Source organism: Candidatus Endoriftia persephonae (assembly GCF_023733635.1).
Lineage (GTDB): Bacteria > Pseudomonadota > Gammaproteobacteria > Chromatiales > Chromatiaceae > Endoriftia > Endoriftia persephonae.
In genome coordinates, this window is sequence record NZ_CP090569.1 from 1,936,839 (window position 1) to 1,955,549 (window position 18,711).

General features: G+C 59.4%; 13 protein-coding genes, 1 other RNA gene and 1 pseudogene. 3 read left to right on the forward strand and 12 right to left on the reverse strand.

Going from position 1 to position 18,711, the window contains the following annotated elements; genetic code table 11:
* Positions 1–384: pseudogene (locus L0Y14_RS08635) on the reverse strand (DDE-type integrase/transposase/recombinase); the annotation flags it as partial.
* A gap of 78 nt (positions 385–462) precedes the next feature.
* Positions 463–591, reverse strand: coding sequence for an IS3 family transposase (locus L0Y14_RS08640; protein WP_083825101.1), 129 nt, complete (start codon positions 589–591; stop codon positions 463–465).
* Between the two features lie 803 nt (positions 592–1,394).
* Here L0Y14_RS08640 and L0Y14_RS08645 point away from each other — a divergent pair.
* Positions 1,395–1,952: a helix-turn-helix domain-containing protein gene (locus L0Y14_RS08645; protein WP_050799315.1), complete on the forward strand. Its 558-nt coding sequence runs from the start codon at positions 1,395–1,397 to the stop codon at positions 1,950–1,952.
* Positions 1,953–2,459: 507 nt separating this feature from the next.
* Positions 2,460–5,156 carry a glycoside hydrolase family 9 protein gene (locus tag L0Y14_RS08650; protein WP_240991568.1) on the forward strand — a complete coding sequence of 899 codons (2,697 nt, stop codon included), beginning with the start codon at positions 2,460–2,462 and terminating at the stop codon, positions 5,154–5,156.
* 56 nt (positions 5,157–5,212) lie between these two features.
* On the opposite strand, the gene L0Y14_RS08655 is transcribed toward L0Y14_RS08650, so the two are convergent.
* From L0Y14_RS08655 to L0Y14_RS08700, 10 genes are all read right to left on the reverse strand, one after another.
* Entirely contained in the window at positions 5,213–6,583 is a 1,371-nt protein-coding gene (locus L0Y14_RS08655; protein WP_005960874.1) for a DUF3999 domain-containing protein, read from the reverse strand.
* A complete protein-coding gene (locus L0Y14_RS08660) occupies positions 6,580–8,979 on the reverse strand; it encodes a DUF2339 domain-containing protein (RefSeq protein ID WP_251859170.1) in 2,400 nt (799 codons plus the stop codon). Before L0Y14_RS08660 ends, L0Y14_RS08655 begins: the two co-directional genes overlap by 4 nt.
* A gap of 483 nt (positions 8,980–9,462) precedes the next feature.
* Positions 9,463–9,771 carry an endoglucanase gene (locus L0Y14_RS08665; RefSeq protein ID WP_138921715.1) on the reverse strand — a complete coding sequence of 103 codons (309 nt, stop codon included), beginning with the start codon at positions 9,769–9,771 and terminating at the stop codon, positions 9,463–9,465.
* 144 nt (positions 9,772–9,915) lie between these two features.
* Entirely contained in the window at positions 9,916–12,840 is a 2,925-nt protein-coding gene (locus L0Y14_RS08670) for a heavy metal translocating P-type ATPase (protein ID WP_006473811.1), read from the reverse strand.
* Positions 12,841–12,848: 8 nt separating this feature from the next.
* Positions 12,849–13,193 carry a histidine triad nucleotide-binding protein gene (locus tag L0Y14_RS08675; protein WP_006473810.1) on the reverse strand — a complete coding sequence of 115 codons (345 nt, stop codon included), beginning with the start codon at positions 13,191–13,193 and terminating at the stop codon, positions 12,849–12,851.
* 124 nt (positions 13,194–13,317) lie between these two features.
* A complete protein-coding gene (gene recR, locus L0Y14_RS08680) occupies positions 13,318–13,911 on the reverse strand; it encodes a recombination mediator RecR (RefSeq protein ID WP_006473809.1) in 594 nt (197 codons plus the stop codon).
* Positions 13,912–13,915: 4 nt separating this feature from the next.
* Entirely contained in the window at positions 13,916–14,239 is a 324-nt protein-coding gene (locus L0Y14_RS08685) for a YbaB/EbfC family nucleoid-associated protein (RefSeq protein ID WP_005960882.1), read from the reverse strand.
* Between the two features lie 142 nt (positions 14,240–14,381).
* Positions 14,382–16,004: a DNA polymerase III subunit gamma/tau gene (gene dnaX, locus L0Y14_RS08690; protein ID WP_006473808.1), complete on the reverse strand. Its 1,623-nt coding sequence runs from the start codon at positions 16,002–16,004 to the stop codon at positions 14,382–14,384.
* 106 nt (positions 16,005–16,110) lie between these two features.
* An RNA gene (gene ffs / locus L0Y14_RS08695) (signal recognition particle sRNA small type) lies at positions 16,111–16,207 on the reverse strand.
* A gap of 208 nt (positions 16,208–16,415) precedes the next feature.
* The gene (locus tag L0Y14_RS08700) at positions 16,416–17,195 is read right to left on the reverse strand and encodes a type IV pili methyl-accepting chemotaxis transducer N-terminal domain-containing protein (protein WP_005960884.1); all 780 of its coding nucleotides are present in this window, start codon (positions 17,193–17,195) and stop codon (positions 16,416–16,418) included.
* A 226-nt stretch (positions 17,196–17,421) separates the two neighbouring features.
* Between L0Y14_RS08700 and glyA the strand changes: the two genes are divergently transcribed.
* Entirely contained in the window at positions 17,422–18,678 is a 1,257-nt protein-coding gene (gene glyA, locus L0Y14_RS08705; RefSeq protein ID WP_005960885.1) for a serine hydroxymethyltransferase, read from the forward strand.
* The last annotated feature ends 33 nt before the right edge of the window (positions 18,679–18,711 follow it).

Sequence of the window (18,711 nt, forward strand, 5' to 3'; positions counted from 1 at the left end):
TCAGGGTGTGGAAGAAGCTCTCTGACGGGGCATTACACCCCAAGGGTAGGCTTCGCGCTCCCAGCAGTTGCCTTTCCGGCTCATGCTGCAAACGAACGCATAATCCTTGATGGTTTTCTGGTAGAGGCCGGAGGCATACTGGCTACCGCGGTCACTATGGAGCATCAAACCAGGGGTTGGCTTGCGCTTCCAGATCGCCATCATCAAGGCGTCGTTAGCCAGCTGGGCCGTCATGCGATCCGACATTGCCCAGCCCACAACGGCCCTGGAGTAGAGATCAATCAGAACCGCGAGGTAGAACCAGCCTTCATCTGTCGGAATAGAGGTGATATCACCCACATACACGGTATCCGGCTGAGCGACCAGGAATTGCCGATCCAAAAGATTTGGCGCGACAGGGCGACCATGGTTAGAGTGGGTCGTCGCCTTGAATTTGCATCGACTCTTGCTCTATAGCCCTTGCTACTTCATCAAGCGACCAATACGTTGATGACTGACTGATTCACCACCTTCCGCCAGCTCCTGGCGGATACACCTGGCACCATAGGTTCCCCGGCTCTTCTCGTGGATCTTCTTCACTTTCTCAGCCAATCGCCTGTCTTTGATAGTGTGGGCGCTCGCAGGCCGCTTCAGCCAATCGTAGTAGACATGCAGTCTTGGATACGGGTTGATCGCTCTCTATTACCAGTTTAACCGCTGACTCTTTGAACTCCGCTGTATAGTGGTTCTGTTTCTTCTGATCACTCATCGGCACACACTCTCTGGTTAGCCCCCAACATTACTTGAGGTTGTGTGTCCGGGCTAGTCTAGCCACTTCAATCAAAGAGGTACTTGGAGCATCACTTTGCGCCAAATCCAGTGACCCGTATCCGGACTTTCAGTCCTTGATTTTAACTCACCGGCTTTTAGCCAGTGGTTGTTAAGTGTTCTTGCTACCGAGAAGGATCTTGTCAACATGACCAGCAAAAGCAAAGTCAAATATGCCGGCCTCGGCGTAGCCTGCGGCAGGAGTTATTGCGGTACAACGTGGATATCGATATTGTTCGGGCTTTACGCCTTACTGTAGGATACCGGGCGTCACTGTCAACTCACCTCACTCAGAGGTGCCTTAATAACAACCAAAAAAACCAATATGGAGATGTCTTATGCAATGCCTAAAGTTTGAATCTAAAAACGATCTACTCGAACAGATAGGAAGTGAATAGGCACTACCCGGCAGTTTACTCTTTATCCAGTCAGGTCAAGGCACCATCAGCATCAATCATCAACAACTCTCCATTAACGCCAGCAACCTATTCAGCCTACCGCTGTTTGCCAAAATCAACCTACCACAAGCCACAGAGGCGTTTTCTGGCTGGCTGCTAAAATTTAATAACAGCGAGCGCAAGGAACTTTTGGTCCACTCGTTCCCCCTATTCTGTCCTTTTACCGGTATTGTTCAGCTTAATCTCAGCGCTGAAAACTTTAATAAATTCAGCTTTTATCTGAGTGAGCTAGTTCAACACCAACAACAGGCAAGCCTCGCCGACAAACAACTCTCACGCATGCTATCTGTACTGATCATTAAATATTTGGATCTATTTATTGACGGAGAAAACAGCATCAGCCAGCTTACTGATCCGTTGCTTAAAAGATTTGTTGACTCAGTAGGGAGAGGATTCAGAAATAATCACAACGTCGAATACTATGCTGATCAAATCGGAACCACCACAAAAACCCTCAACCGCCGTCTAAAAGAGACCCTCGGCATCACACCCAAAGATATAATCAACTATCGCATCAACAGTGAAGCAATGCGGATCTTTGCCAGCAACGACACCAGCGTAAAAGAGATCGCTTACCAGTTAGGCTTCAACTCACCAGACTACTTCCATAATTTCTTTAAGCGACTCAATAAAATCACACCATCCAATTACAAAAAACAACTGACCTATGCCATCAGTGACCTATAGTCTCACAACGCCCTCCATATAGAGGACCTGCCTAGCCAGGCCCAATACACCCCGCAAGCATATAGCTGCAAGACCCGCCTGTTTTGCTCTACCCCATCTATGGGGTAGAGCGCCGGTTGGAGAGTCACCAAGCGCTCCCCATCTTTTCATTCCGCAACCCCACTATCCGCCTCAATATCGGGCAAATTTTGACTTGCGCTCCCAGCTTGCCTGCTACAACCGTCAGAGATGAAGGAAGTGCCAGAAAAACAGGGAGCGCTTTCCCGCCCCCCATAACCCGACAACCTCAGAGAATGTCCCAAAAGCATAGATTTTTGTCTGAAAATCACACTCCAATCTTACCCCCCTTACTAGAGAATTAGATTCCGCTATCACTGATCTTGGTTGCGGCAATTACATCTCATTCTATGGGGAGCAAATAACATAAAAACAAGCAGTTAACACTTCTAAGCAACAGACATGCCAACTTTATCTTCCTGTCAAAATAATATAAAAGAGGTTTTGAACATGCACTACACACTCTCCACTCTAAGCAGAGGAATCACTCTAGCCTTGGGGTTTGGCCTGTTGGCCCCCAGCCTGCACGCTGCACCCAATCCCATCAAGGTCGATCAGTTCGGCTATCTGCCAAACGCGCAGAAGATTGCAGTGATCAGCAACCCGGTAAACGGTTTCAACAACACCTCCCCCTTCTCTCCCAATCAGAGTTATGAGCTGAGGAGCGCAGCGGATAACAGCGTAATCTTCAGCGCCAATCTCACCCCCTGGAAGGATGGCGCCACTGACGCAACATCCGGCGACCAGGCATGGTGGTTCGACTTCTCTCAGATCACCAATAGCGGCGAATACTATATCCTCGATCCACTCAACGGCACCCGTTCGGAAAATTTCCGCATCGACAGCAACGTCTACCACGATGTGTTGAAGCAGGCGGTGCGCAGCTTCTTCTATCAACGCAGTGGCATTGCCAAGCAACCGCCTTACGCCGATACCCGCTGGAGCGATGAAGCCAGCCACACCGCCGACGCCCATGCGACCCTGATCGATCCCAACAACCCAGAGCGGGTTATCGCGGGCACCGAGCGTGACCTCTCTGGCGGCTGGTATGATGCGGGAGATTTCAACAAATATGTCAACTACGCCGATGGCGCACTGCACAATCTGCTCTTTGCCTATCAAGAAAGCTCGCAGGTCTGGGGCGACGATTACAACATCCCAGAATCAGGCAACGGTGTTCCCGACCTGCTGGATGAGATCAAGTGGGAACTAGACTGGCTACTCAAGATGCAGAATAGCGACGGATCGGTGCTGCATAAGGTCTCATCTCTATCCCACTACATCGCATCCAGTTACGATGCCAATGGCAATCCAATCCCTGATTTCAAACCCAGTAACGACACCAATCAACGCCGTTACGCACCTGCCACTGCATCGGCCACCATCTCTGCCGCCGGCGCTTATGCCCATGCTGCGACGGTCTACAAAGGCCTGAGCGATCCAGCCATGCAGGCCTATGGTGAGCAACTACTAGCCGCTGCAGAACAGGCCTGGGTATGGCTAGAGGACAACCCCGACAAGATCCCATCCCGTTTTGGCGAAAATGGCAGCCGAACCGGTTTTTACACCGCCGACGCAGAGGATTGCCATCGCGGCGACTGTGCCGGCCCACAAAAGGCCAATCGACTCGCCGCCGCCATCTATCTGTTTGGCGCGACAGGGAATGCCAAATACCACACCTACATCCAGCAACACACCGCACCCGGCAGTTCCGACATTCGCTTTCTGCGCAACCTGGATCAAGCCTACCTGCGCGTCGATGGACTCAACACCGAGATGCAGGACGCCTTGCTCTACTACACCAGCCTCAGCGGTAGCGACAGCGCCCTGGTGACAAAGATCAAGCAAAGCTACAGCGACGCCATGGTGCGTCCAATAAGCTGGGAGGTATTTTCACCCCTGGCGCGTTTCCAGGAGCAGGAAGACCCCTACCAGGCCTACCACCGGGCCGAGGACTACCACTGGGGCAGCAATCGCGCCAAAGGTCACGCCGGCAACATGCTGATGAGCGCCCGTGTCTACCAGACCGAAACCGGCAACCAGAACGCCTACTACAACGCCGCATCTGGCTATCTCCACTACCTGCACGGCACCAACCCACTGGGACAGAACTACCTCACCAACATGGGTGAATTTGGCGCCGACAACTCGGTTGCCGAGATCCACCACCAGTGGTTTGCCGACAACAGCCAGTGGGACAACGCCAACAGCGACTTTGGCCCGGCCCCCGGCTTCTTGACTGGCGGCCCCAACCCCAAATACCCCGAGACCGATAGCACTACGGCCCAACGGATACGCAGTAGCGTCACCATCGACGGCATCAGTCTGCTGGTTGATCAACCCACCTCCAAGACCTACAAGGCCTGGAATACAGGCAATGAAGCCCCCTGGCAGATCAATGAAAACTCCATCACCTATCAGGCCCCCTATGTCCGTCTGATTTCCAAATTCATGGTGGATGCACCGGTTGGGGTAGCAGAGAAACCAACCACGCCCGGGACATCCACACCGGCCGTACTGCCACCAGACACCATCGTACCTAACATCGAAATCGTTACAACCAGCCAATGGGATGATGGCTACTGCATTGCGGTCACTATCTCCACCGACAAATCGATCAACGACTGGCAGTTTGACCTGCAACTGCCCGGACCCACCTTTGGCATCTGGGGCGTCAACAGCAGTGATCAGGGCAGTAACCGCTTCAACATCACCCCGGCCAGCTGGAATCACCTCATCTTCGCCGGTGATCAGAAGTCCTTCGACAGCTGTGGCGCCGGCGACCCGGCCCAGATCAGCGTACAGAACGCAACCGGCCATACCTACCAGCCCCAGATGCGCGCCAACTTTGGTAGCCTGTTTGTCGATGCCTGGTTCACCGGGATCTGGGACAACAGCTACTGTATGGACGTCAACATCACCAATCTGACCAACTCCACCCTGAAGTGGAGTGAAGTGCGCCTTACCCTGGAGGATAGTGTGCTGGATGTCGGCTGGTCAGGTTACTATCAGATGTCAGGCAACCAGCTGTTGATCACCCCCAAAAGCTGGAACGCAAGCCTCGCCCCCGGTGGTGACACAACCGTCGGCTTCTGTGCCGACGGCCACAACAACCTGTCACTCACATCGGCTGTAACCGGCCAATAGAGGGCAGCCTCAAGAGCGGCCCAGTAGCCAGGATAACAACCATTCCAGCTACTGGGTCAGCCCCTTCCAGATAGCTGCCGCGCTGTCGACCAGGCCATCCACCCCAGCAGCAGGCTGGCGGCGATCAGCACGCCCCACAGCAACCAGCGTTTCCGCCCCCCCATCAATGGCGCGGCCAATACCGCCTCCCCCGCCAGGGGTTCGGGGACGCCCAACCGAAGTTGTCGGCCGATCAACGGCTCCTGCTGCCCGCTGGTCAACTCCTGCCACAATCCACTGCTCTGTTGGGTCCGCACCCGGACACTGCCGTAGGCGAGCAGGAACGGCCCCGCCCCCCGGGCGGCAAAGCGCAGCCGGTGGGGATTCCAGCGCAACACGATACGGGGCGGCGTAGCGCCGAAGCCACCGCCCGACGGGTCCAGCTGCAGCCGCCAATCACGATCACCGTTCGACTTCACCGCCAAGCGGGTCTGCACAATCGGCTCGCCCTCACTCCGCAGGCGGTAGATCAGCCCGGCGGCCCGCCGCCGCCACGCCTGCTTTGGCCCGGCCCGGGATGAGAGCCAGACCCACGCCAGGCTATTCGGCTCCTGGGGCAAGATCTCGACTCCGCTCAGGGGCAGACTGGCAGGGATCTGGAAGCGGTACTCCCCCGCCGCCACCCGTTGCAGATCGGCGATCACCATCGACTCGGGCTCGATCACAGGCGGGGCCCCGCCAAGTTCAAGCTGGACGCCACTGAGCCTGATCGGTCGGCCCTGATCGGCCGGGGTCAGACGCAAATAGCGGGCCGGCTGCCCACCGAGCGGGATCCTCTGCCGCTGCAACCGTTCGCCGTTGTGCTGGAGGTCGGCGATCACCGCACTGTCGCTGAGCAGCGACCAGTGGCTCAGGTCGTCGCTCTGCTCCAGCCTGAGACGCTGCACAAAGCCTCGCTCCCCGGCTGCCCACTGCAGGATCAGCCCCTCAACGGCGGGAGGTTCATCGTCCCCCCACAGTTGCAGCAGATAGCCATGCAGCACCTCATCCTGAGACTGTTTTATTTCGCGGGTGTAGAGGGCCAGCTGACCATCCCCAGCCGGCTGACTCATCTGCATCGCGATCAGCTGAAGCGTGGCCTCGCTGGGACCGAAGAGCGGGAAAAGCTTGACCTGCCGCAGCTGTTTTTCAGCCGGCTGCTGACTGGACAGCCGTTGCAGGGCATGGGGCACTTGGCTCCCTTGGGCGTTGAACAGGCTCAGGTCGCCCAGATCACTGCGCACAACCCCCTGGTAGACCGCCAGTGGCACCGACAACTCATAGAGTGGCCTCTCACCGCTGGGATGCAGCCTTATCCCCCAGGCGAAATCGGCCGGCGCCAGTGCAGTTCGATCGGCCACCGCCAAGGTGGAGAGCAGCAGCAGAGACAACAGAATCGTGGACTTCATGGCTGCTCCTCCACGCTCTCTAACTGGGGCTGGCGGGGTGGCACCGGAGCAAGATAGCCCACCAGCAACAGCAGCGCCCCTACTCCGAGAAAGGCGACAATACGCGCCAGGGTGGCAGTGTTGGAGAGATCGATCAGGAACAGCTTCACCACCACCAGCCCCATCAACCCGGCGCCAGCCAACCAGAGCAGACGATAGCGGCGGCGGTGGCCCACCACCATTCCGACCAGGCCGAGTAGCGCCCATAGCATCGCCAGCCCCGCCTGCAGGATCTGCGAGCCAAACAGGGCATCGGGCATGAACGCCACCCCTGCCCAGTGATGCACGGTGCGCGCCAACATCCCGTTTAGCCAGAGAAATCCACTCCCCCCCAGCAGCATGAAGCAGTGGCGGGCCGTCAGCCCCTGCGCCAGCAGCCAACCACCGGCCCGCCGCCACCACTGCAGCAACGCCAACAGCAGCGCCAGCATGGTCAGATCGAGCGGGTTGAACAGTGGCAGATAGGCCAGCGGGCTAGGATCACCAGGACTGGTGAAGTTGACCAGCAGCCCCCAACCCAGCAGCCAGGCGGCCAGCGGCGCGGCAATTATCGTGCTGTAGAGATCGGTCAGACGCGCCAACGGCCAGCGCAGCCAGCGTCCACCATGCATCAGCAACAGCAGCATCAGCAGCGGCACAAAACCCCAGCCACTCAGCTCCCAGCTCGCGCCCCCAGCAATCAGCCAATCGATCCGCCAGGCCGTCTCCAGACTCAACAGCCAGCAGAGCGCCCAGAAGTTGCCGGCATGCCAGTAGCGCTGCAGTTGGGGCGGCATCTCATCCCACTCCAGCTCTCGTATGATCCAGTAGAGTGCGGCGAACATCAGCACCCAGCCCAAGCTCGCCCAGCCGATCAGGTAATGGCCGTGGACCTGCCCCATCGCCACCAGCATCAGCAACAGTGCCGGCAACAATCCCAGAGAGACCAGGCGCAGGCGCGGCCAGTCGAGCCGCCGACGCAGCAGCTCCGCCCCCACTGCGGTGGCCGTCAGCAAGAGCAGCAGCCAACTCGATTCATCGACCCCCTGAGCAAAGTGCAGGATCTCCTGAAAATTCCCGCCGAGCCACCAGAGCAGCCCCCAGGCAAAAAACAGCGGCGTCAAACGGCGCTCCAAAGGATGGCTCTGCTGCCAATGGCGATCGAGATAGAAGGCGCTGAAGATGCCGGCAAAGGCAATCAGCGCCGCCCCCAGATAGAGGCTGTTGAGCAGCGGCAGCCCCCAATCGATGCGATACCCCGCTTCGAGATAGAGCAGCCCGGCCAGCAGCTGCAGCAACAGACCGAACAGCCGCGGCAGGAGGTGTGACTGACGGATGCCGATCCAGATCATCGCCCCCCCCTCCAGCGCCCAAAAGGCGGAACTCAGACGCCCCTCCAGGGCGAACGGAATAGCCAAGGTGGAGAACACCACACCGGTGGCGAGGAAGCTCTCACAGAGCAGGCGCAGACTCTCTCCGCTGCGGCGGAACAGCAGCGCCGCCAAGCTGATATAGAAACCGCCCAAGGCCAGGGCACTGAACGCCAGCCCATACTCAAAATCCTTTACCAGCGCGGCCTGCAGCGCCGCCGTCGCCAGCGGCACGCCAAACACCAGTGAACCATCTACCCAGCCTTTGAGATTGGGTGGCTGACGCAGCGCAAACAGCACCGCCACCGCCACATACATCAAAAAGAATGCGATCAGGAAGGGCTCAGTGGTGGCGAAGAATTCGGAGCGATAGAACTGAAAGCCCCAGAGGCTGCCAATGACGAAGGTGGAGCCAAACCCGAGCAGATTGAGGATGCGCCAGGCACGGAACCAGGCGATCGCCAGGATGCCGGTGTTGAGCAGCAGATAGTAGCCGAACAGGGCGACGTGGCTCCCCTCCCCGGTGGAGATCAGCAACGGCGCCAGAAAACCACCGGCACTGCCCAACACCGCCAATGCCCGGGAGTTCTGCAGTAGCGCCAACAGTGCCGAACAGGCGACAAACAGCAACAGCAGCGCAAACGCCATGCTGGCGGGAATCAGATTGTAGAGGCGCAGCGCGGCGAACACGGTCAGATAGAGCAGCCCCACCGCCCCACCCTGCAGCGCCAGGGCGTAGCTCTCTCGCTGGTGGCGCAGTCGCCAGCCGAACCCCAGCATCAATACACCGCCCAGTGCCACGCCGACCAGGCGCAACTCCATCGGCAGTTGGCTGTGCTCGGCGGCATATTTCAATAGGAAGGCGACACCGAAAAAGAGCACGATGACGCCGACACGCACGATCAGGTTGCCACCACTCAGATAGCCTTTGAGCCATTCAATCAAGCTGCCCAACCAGGCACTGCGAGCAGGCCTCTTCAGGGAGGGGTCAGGCGGCTCAAAGGACATGGATGCAGTGATTTCCGGAGGAGCCCGCAGCACCTCAGACGGGGCTTCATGAGTCCATTTTGGCATCACTTCTAAGGCTTCCGGCGCTGCAGCTGGCGGCTTGACCCGTTGCGCGTCAAGTGACTCAGCGGGCTGCACAACCGACCTCTCCCTCTGCAACTGTTCCAGCTCGTGTGCTAGCCGAGAGAGTCGGCCCTCCAGCCTGAGCAACTTGCCCACAAGCCAGCCAATCACTGCGCCAAAAACAGCCCCCTCACTTCCAAGCAGGGCTATCGCTAGCAGCCCCCCCAATATCACCAGCGCATAGACCATGCATAACCCCCCTGTAACGCCTGCTTGCCACTCAACCATAGCGCTCCTGCAGGAGCGCTATCCTGAGCGGATTGGAGTCTTCAAGATGGACTATCCATGGGGGGAGTTAAAGGATTGCGAAGGAAGTCGTGCCAGCTGCATCCTGGAGGATCATCTGGCGATACCAGCCGATCAGGCGTATTCGTCGATGCCCAACACGGCGCTGACGTAATCCCGCTCATTGATCTGATCGAGAGATTGGTAGGCATTCAGGGCCTGGCGGGCACGTTGGTCGATCTCGTCCTGTGCCAGATTCTGCTGGCGATGGCGCCTGGCAAAGAGCGCCTCTGCCCGCTCTGGCGTCGCCACAGGACGGGGCGTCGACCGCTCCACCAGGGTCGGATCAGTGGTTTCTGGACGGGGGGCAATATGGGAGGGATCGACCTCGCGCTCGTGCACGGGCCGTGTCGGCAGGGCGATGATTGAACCCCGTATTTCCAACTCCGCTCCCTTCAATCGAATTCGATGCTTATCTGGCCGGGAATTGTAATCCAGATGACAGGATCAATAATCCCTCGAAGTGCGACATTGTCTACATTTTAGACCTTTTCCTGCCACACAGAGGCAAATCCCCGATCACCAACTCTAGACAAGCTCCGCGGAGTAGCCCGCCTGCTTGACCGCGCCCAGCAGCTCAGCGGTATCGGCGCTGCCCTCGACACGGGCCGTGCCCGACTCCAGGTCGACCTCCACGGCCTCCACCTCGGCCACCGCCTCCAGCCCCTTCTTCACATGGGCCACACAGTGCTGACAGGTCATCCCGGTCACTTTCAGTTCCACAGACATCGTTACCTCCTCCAGGTCGGGTTTGAAAAATCGCAACCGGTTGGCGTTGCTCACCACGGTCACCGAGGAGAGCGCCATCGCCAGGCTAGCGAACATCGGCGGCAGCAGCCAGCCGGTTACGGGATAGAACAGACCGGCCGCCAGCGGGATGCCGATCAGATTGTAGATAAAGGCGCCGAACAGATTCTGGCGGATATTGCGCAGGGTGGCGCGGGAGATGGCGATGGCGGTGCTGACACTGGCCAGGGAGTCTCCCGCCAGGGTGACGTCGGCGTTGTCGATCGCCACATCGGTGCCGCTGCCGATGGCAAAGCCGGTATCGGCCTGGGCCAGGGCCGGCGCATCGTTCACCCCATCCCCGACCATGCCGACCCGATGCCCCTGGGCCTGCAGCATCTGCACTACCTTGAGCTTGCCCTCCGGTAACATCTCGGCATGCACCTCGTCGATACCGAGCTGGGCGGCCACCGCTTCGGCGGTATGACGGCTGTCTCCGCTGCAGAGCACCAGCTGGATCCCCTGACGCTGCAGCAGCCGCACCGCCGCCGGAGTATCGGCGCGGATCGGATCCTTCACCACCAGCAGCCCCAGCAGCCGCCCGCTGAGGGCCAGCCAGACCAGGCTGCCCCCCGCCGATGCCTCCTGCTCCGCCTGCTTCAGCAGCGCTGTTGGGATCGTCACCCCCCGCTGGGCCATCAGCCGCCGGTTGCCGATCAACACCGGCTGACCGGCGACCTCGGCCTCTCCACCCTGCCCCGGCAGGGCCTGAAACTTGCTGGCAGGCGGGATCGTCAGGCCACGCTCCCGCGCTGCCGAGGTGATCGCATGAGCCAGCGGGTGTTCCGACTCCTGCTCCAGCGCCGCAGCCAGTTGCAGGCAGAGATCCTCGGTCGCCGTATCCTGGGGGTAGATCTTGTGCAGCAGCGGCCGACCCTGGGTCAGGGTGCCGGTCTTGTCCACCACCAGGTGGCTCAGGCGGCTCGCCCCGTCCAGCGCCTCGCTGTTACGGATCAGGATGTTGAACTGGGCCGCCCGTGCGGTGCCCACCATGATCGCGATCGGGGTGGCCAGCCCCAATGCGCAGGGGCAGGCGATCACCAACACCGCAATGGCAGCGGTCAGGGCCAGCGGCAACGCCGGAGTTGGCGCCAGCACCATCCAGGAAATGAAGGACAGCAGACTAATTGTCACCACCACCGGCACGAACACCGCCGCCACCCGGTCAACCAACCGGGCGATCGGCGGCTTGCTCATCTGCGCCTGTTTCACCATGCGGATGATCTGGGCCAGGGTGGTCTGGTCGGCGATCCGGCTGACCTCCAGCAGCAGTGCACCACTGCCGTTGACCGTACCGCCGATCACCCTATCACCACTCCCCCGCTCCTGGGGCAGCGACTCGCCACTGATCATCGACTCATCCACCGAGGAATGCCCCTGCAGCACCTGCCCATCCACCGGGATCTTCTCCCCCGGGCGCACCCGCACGCGATCCCCGATCTGTACCAGCGAGGCCGGGATCACCACCTCCTCGCTGCCTCTGAGCAGCGATGCCCGCTTAGGCACCGACTCCAGCAAGCTGCCGATCGCCTGGCTAGTGGTACGTTTGGCCCGCACCTCCAACAAATGACCAAACTGCAGAAAGGCAAGGATTATCACCGAGGCATCCAGGTAGAGCGCATCGGTAACGACCCATTCAGGCGCAACGATCGCCAACAATGAAGCGATCCAGGCCGCGCCGGTCCCCAACGCCACCAAGGTATCCATATTGGCAGAGGCGTGGCGAGCCTGCTTCCAGGCACCACGGTAGTAGTGACCACCGCTAAAGCCGATCACGCCGAGAAACAGCAGCGCAATCCCCAACCACAGCCCGCGATTGCCCTCCAGGGGCGGCAGCCAGCCGGCGTGACTGGCGACCATCAGACCGATACCTGCGCTCCCCGCCAGAGCTGCCCGCCAGATCGAACGCCGCAGTTCCCGGCGCGCCCGTCGCTCCTGTTCCACCTGCGGGTCGTCGAACTGCTCCTCCAGTTCAGCGTCAGGACAGATCTTTTGCACCGCCAGCAGCAGATCCGCCGGATGAGCACGGCTCTGCAACGCTATCCCCTGAGGCAGAGTTTGCATCGTCAATTGCGGATCGAGTCCGAGCAGAAGTGGTTGCAACTGCTGCTGTTGCGCTTCACTCAAGGGCGCAGCAAACCGGAACTGAAAACGATCAACCGGACGCCCCGGCTGTTGTAGGCTGGCCTGATAACCCTGTTCGATCACCGCCTGCACGGCCGCGACAGGATCGCCACCACTGACCCGCGCCTGGCGCTCCAGCAGATTGACCTGCACGGAATCGACGCCGCTCACCGCGCCAACCGCCCGCTCCACTGCCGCCACACAGGCGGAGCAGCTCATATCCTCGATCTCGATCAGGTACTCTTCGCCAACATCCGCCAACGGTGCTGCCGCTTGATCCGGCTGCGCCGGGTAACCTTGAGCGCTGACATGCTCGGCCACCTGAATCGGATCGCCACCCACCACTTGGGCCAGCCCCTCAAGCAGGTTCACCGCCACATCCTGCACCCCATCTACCGAACGAATCGCCTGCTCCACCCGACTCACGCAGGCGGCGCAGCTCATCTCCTCGATCTTCAGGGTATAGGGGCGCGAACCGGTATCGGCCGGACTGGCCGGCTTGCTGGATTGGGAGCGGTATTCCGCTCGCTGTGACTCACTCATATGGAAAATCAGCCCGGCGGCCAGCTCATCCGACGTCCGCCCAGCAGGTGCAGGTGGATATGGAAGACCTCCTGTCCACCATCGGCATTGCAGTTAAATAGGGTTCGATAGCCCTGCTCTGAAAAACCCTCTTGCTTCGCAATCTGCTGTGCAGTCAGCACCAGCTTGCCCACCAGCTCGGCATCTGCCGGAGTCAGATCATTGAGCGTGGCGATGTGGCGCTTGGGGATCACCAGAATGTGTAGCGGCGCCTGGGGATTGATGTCACGAAACGCCAGTATCTCATCGTCTTCGTAGACCGTATCGGGCTTGATCTCACCCTTCACCATTTTGCAGAAAAGACAGCTGTCCATTGTCACTCCTTATTTCCACGCCGCGGGCGGGATCAATCAAATGGAAACTTAAAGCCAAATATCCTTCTTAAACAAAAGCATATTAGCGCTACCTACCGTGTTAGATGAGTTTTTGGTGAGGGGTTCAGAAATTGGAACGACCGGCAAAGGCGTGAGCCAAGGTTGCGCCGTCGATATATTCCAGTTCGCCGCCCATCGGCACACCCTGGGCGATGCGCGTGGTTTTGATACCACGGGCATCGGCCATGTCGTGGATGTAGCGGGCGGTCACCTCCCCCTCCACAGTAGCGTTAGTGGCCAGGATCACCTCTTCGATCTCGCCTTCCTCGAGGCGCACCGCCAGCAGGTCGAGCCCCAACTCACGCGGGCCGATGCCATCGATGGGCGAGAGCCGCCCGCCCAACACGAAGTAGTGGCCACGGTAGTCGATAGAGTTTTCGATCACCGCCAGTTCCGAGGGGGTCTCGACCACACAGATCAGGTGCGAATCCCGCTTCTTGCTACTGCAGATCTGGCAAAGCTCCTGCTCGCTCAGGGTACGGCAGCGCTGGCAATGGCCGATCTGTTGCATCGCCTTGGCCATCACCGCGGCGAGTCGACGACCGCCCTCTCGGTCACGCTCCAGCAGATGGTAGGCCATACGCTGTGCCGACTTGGCGCCGACACCAGGCAGGCAGCGCAACGAACTCATCAGCTGATCAAGCAGAGAGGCGGCCATCGGCTCAGAACGGCAGTTTCATGCCCGGTGGCAGGCCCATGCCGGAGGTGAGGTCGGCCATGCTCTCCTGCATCTTCTGGCTGACCCGCTGGCTGGCATCGTTGAATGCCGCGGCGACCAGATCCTCGAGCATCTCCTTATCGTCGCTCAACAGGCTCTCATCGATGGTGACACGGCGCACCTCGTGCTTGCCGTTGATGATCACCTTGACCAGGCCGCCACCCGATTCACCGGCTACCTCCTCCTGGGCGAGCCGCTCTTGGGCCTGCTGCATCTCGGCCTGCATTTTCTGCGCCTGCTTCATCAGATTGCCAATCGCACCCTTCATGATCTTCTAACCTCTTGGATTCATATTCACAGCGTCGCCTGCAACGGTGACTCTAACTTTAACCCCTCCACCAACCCGGATAGCCCATGGTATTTTCGAGGGGTTGTAATCTTGGAATTCTAGCCCGAACTGCGCTGTTGCATCACTTCGGATCGACCGGCCGGATTGACCCGTTCACCAGCTGGGCATCGAAATGCTCCTCCATCTCGCGTACAAACGGATCGTTTTGCATCGCTGTTCGGGCATCCTGTTGGCGCTCATTCTGCTGCCGAACCGAGGCTTTGGCGGGGGTCTCCTGCTCCGACGCTTCGACAACGATCACCAGTCTAGCCTGCTCACCAAGCAAGCGTTTCACTCCCTCCTGCAGGCGTTTTTCAGACTGCCCAACGCGCAACTGTTGACCGACCGGATCGAGCTTGAGGGTCAGTTGCGTGCCATCCCAGGAGCCGAAGGTGCAGTTGCCAGCCAGTTGGCTGGCGATACCACCGAGCCGCATGGTGGCAACAAACTCGCCCCAGCGACTTGGATCACGACACTCACCCGCAGCGGCAGCTGGCGCCGCAGTTGAGGCCTGAGGGCGCGCTGCCTTGGGCTGCGCCTGAACCACTTTGGGGCGTGGCGCTGCAGCGGCCGTTTTTCCCTGTGGTTTTGCACTGACACCGACCTTGTCCCTGCACCCCGACACCGGCCGAAAGGCGAGCATGCGCAGCAATACCATCTCGAACCCGCTACGTGGAGTCGGCGCCAAGGGCAGCTCCTCCTGCCCCTTCAGGCCAATCTGATAGAACAGCTGCAGATCCTCCTGGGGGATCTGTTCTGCAAATCCGCTCACCCTGGCGGCATCAAACAATTCAGCTGGCGCCACGCCTGGGACCAGCTGACAGAGCGCCACCTGATGCAACAGTTGCAGCAGATCCTGCAGGGCCGTGGCGTAGTCGGGGGCCAGCTCGGCCATCGAGGCCACCGCCTGCAGCAATTGCGCCGCTTCACTGGCGGCCAGCGCATCCAGTAGCGCATAGCTCCACTCGCCACCGATGGTGCCGAGCATCTCGCGTACCTCGGCCCCTTTGACCTCTCCACCACCGAAGGCGATCGCCTGATCGAGCAGACTGAGGCCATCACGCATACTGCCGTCGGCGCCCCGCGCCAGCAGGGTCAGGGCCTCGGCATCGTGGGCGATCTGCTCCTGTTCGAGGATCTTCTGCAGCTGTCCACTGATCTGTTCATTGGTGAGTCGCTTGAGGTTGAACTGCAGGCAGCGGGAGAGCACAGTAACCGGCACCTTCTGCGGATCGGTGGTCGCCAGCACAAACTTCACATGCGGAGGTGGTTCCTCAAGTGTCTTCAATAAGGCATTGAAACTACTTGCGGAAAACATATGGACTTCATCGATCAGATAGACCTTGTAACGGCCCCTGACCGGCGCGAAGGGGACATTCTCCAGCAGTTCGCGGGTCTGATCGACCTTGGTACGGGAGGCCGCGTCCACCTCCAGCAGATCGACAAATCGGCCCTCGTCCACCTCCCGACAGCTATTGCAGACGCCACAGGGGGTGGAGCTGACGCCGTGCTCACAGTTGAGCGACTTGGCCAGAATACGTGCCAGGGTGGTCTTGCCGACGCCGCGGGTGCCGGTAAAGAGATAGGCGTGGTGTAGGCGATCGTTGTCCAACGCGTTGCTCAACGCCTTGACCACATGCTCCTGGCCAACGAGCTGATTGAACAGGCGCGGGCGCCATTTTCGGGCAAGTACCTGGTAGGACATGAATCGAATAGTGCCGGGGAAACTAGGGCCGAAGTGTACCCCATCGGCGCTGCGGAATCACAATTCCGGCAGCGCCCGGAGAGTATGGGAGAAATTGGGTGGCGGCGGACACCAGCCACACCCCGGCACACGATGCCACTGCTGCCGCTGCTCCCTTCCGGGCCTGACGGGGTTCACAGCTTCTCGTTGCGAGGGGACCGATGCCAGCCACCATAAACTGTCAATCGGGCTCTGGCATCCAGAGCCTCCACAAAGGGGCGTGATTATAACCCGAAAACAGCTCAGGGAAAGCCCTGGTTGATACGGCTCGTGCCTCAGCGCATCCTACGGGCTAGCCACTCAGCGGGTAGCAAGTAATTCGAGGGGGCGTTGGCCTGACAACACACAGGCCAACGCGGAATCAGACGGGTTCTATTTCAATAACGCGGCATACATTCCGGTAACTGTGTTCATTTTCACCAGAATCTGATCCAGCGCCCGGGTTACCAAAGTCGGCACAAACTGGCCGCTATCCATCTTGTTGCTTAGCTGGAACAGTTTCCATCTACCCTCGACATCACGCAGCATCTTGTCGATTTCCGGCGTATTCTCAGGTGCGGTGAGCAACACCTGCAACGCCTCGGAAAACTCACGCACGGCCTTCTTATAATCCTCCTCATAGATCGGATTCTCGAAGCCCCAACTGCGTAGCAGATAGATACTGCCCATACGCTGCGAGAGCATCCGCTGGCGACCGGACAGATTGACCAGCCGCCCTGCCTTGGCTCCCGAGGCTGCTTCCAAATGCAGCACTACCTGATGTGCGGCCTGCAGCAACTGCTCGGCCTGGGCACGCAGCCTCTCAGCCGATTTCCGCTCCGGACGTTTTGTTGCCAGCGCCCTGAAACTCTTCCAGAGCGCAGCTACACGCTCCAACTCCTGCGAGACTGCCGAATTGACCTCGAAGGCCTGAAGCTCGGCAAGCTGTTTCGTAAACAGCTTCTCTCCACTGCGCAGCTGCTTCTTCGCCTTCCGATAGCTGATATCCTGGCCCATCATGGCATAGGCCTTGACGATCCGCTGGGTCAACATGCGCTGCCGCCCCGCTTTATCGATCGCCTCACCCATCGTCAGCTCAGCGGCACTGGTTGACAGCGGCAGCAGAGAGGCCGCCAGCCACACCAGCCAAAAGATTCTCGCTACTCCAAGCATTCCTCCCCCTGTTGCCCGATTCAGGGCATGAAATTAGATCTGTAAAACCGCGGAACCTAACGTCTTTTTAACCTTTGGTAAAGCAAAACCACCACCCATAAAAGCGCCACTGGCGCGAGCCTGAACCCAGCCCTCAAAACAGTCTAATGGCGACATTGCAAAACGAGACTATACCCAACGAATTTGGTATATTTACTTGTTTTTAATCGGGCAGAGATAGCGCACCATGTTTGACAAGAGTATGCAAATTCAAGGGTATGACGATGAGCTCTGGGCCTCCATCCAGGCAGAAGAACGCCGCCAGGAGGAGCACATCGAGCTGATCGCTTCTGAAAACTATACCAGTCCCCGGGTAATGCAGGCTCAGGGCAGCGTACTCACCAACAAATATGCCGAAGGCTACCCGCACAAAAGATACTACGGCGGATGCGAGAATGTCGATGTGGCAGAGCAACTCGCCATCGACCGCGCCAAGGCACTGTTCGACGCCGACTACGCCAACGTGCAGCCCCACTCCGGCTCCCAGGCCAACGCCGCCGTCTACATGGCGCTCTGCCAGCCCGGCGATACCATACTCGGCATGAGCCTGGCCCACGGTGGCCACCTCACCCACGGTGCCAAGCCCAACTTCTCGGGCAAAATCTACAACGCCGTACAGTATGGCCTCAACCCCGCGACCGGCGAGATCGACTATGACGAGGTAGAGCGTCTAGCCCGGGAACACAAGCCAAAGATGATCGTCGCCGGCTTCTCCGCCTACTCCCGGGTGGTCGACTGGCAGCGCTTCCGCGACATCGCCGACGAGGTGGGTGCCTACCTGTTTGTCGACATGGCCCACGTCGCCGGCCTGATCGCTGCCGGGCACTACCCCAGCCCGGTTGCCATCGCCGACGTCACCACCACCACTACGCACAAGACCCTGCGCGGCCCGCGTGGTGGTCTGATCCTGGCCAAAGCCAACCCGGAGATCGAGAAGAAGCTCAACTCACTGGTCTTCCCCGGCACCCAGGGCGGCCCGCTGATGCACGTCATCGCCGCCAAGGCGGTCGCCTTCAAAGAGGCGATGGAGCCCGAGTTCAAAGAGTATCAGGCGCAGGTAATCACCAACGCCCAGGCGATGGCTAAGGTCTTCATGGATCGCGGTTACGACGTAGTCTCCAAAGGCACCGACGACCATCTGTTCCTGGTCAGCTTCATCGAGGCAGGCCTCACCGGCAAGGAAGTAGACGCCTGGCTCGGCGCCGCCTACATCACCGTCAACATGAACGCAGTGCCGAACGACCCGCAATCCCCCTTCGTCACCTCTGGCATCCGCGTCGGCACCCCGGCGATCACCACCCGTGGCTTCAGCGAGGCCGAGGCCAGCGAACTGGCCGGCTGGATGTGCGACATCATCGACAATCGTGGCGAGCAGGCCAAGATCGATGAGATCAAGGGCAAGGTGCTGGCGATCTGCGCCAAGCACCCAGTCTACGCGCGATAATTATGAATTTTGGTGTTCGCTACGCTCACGCTT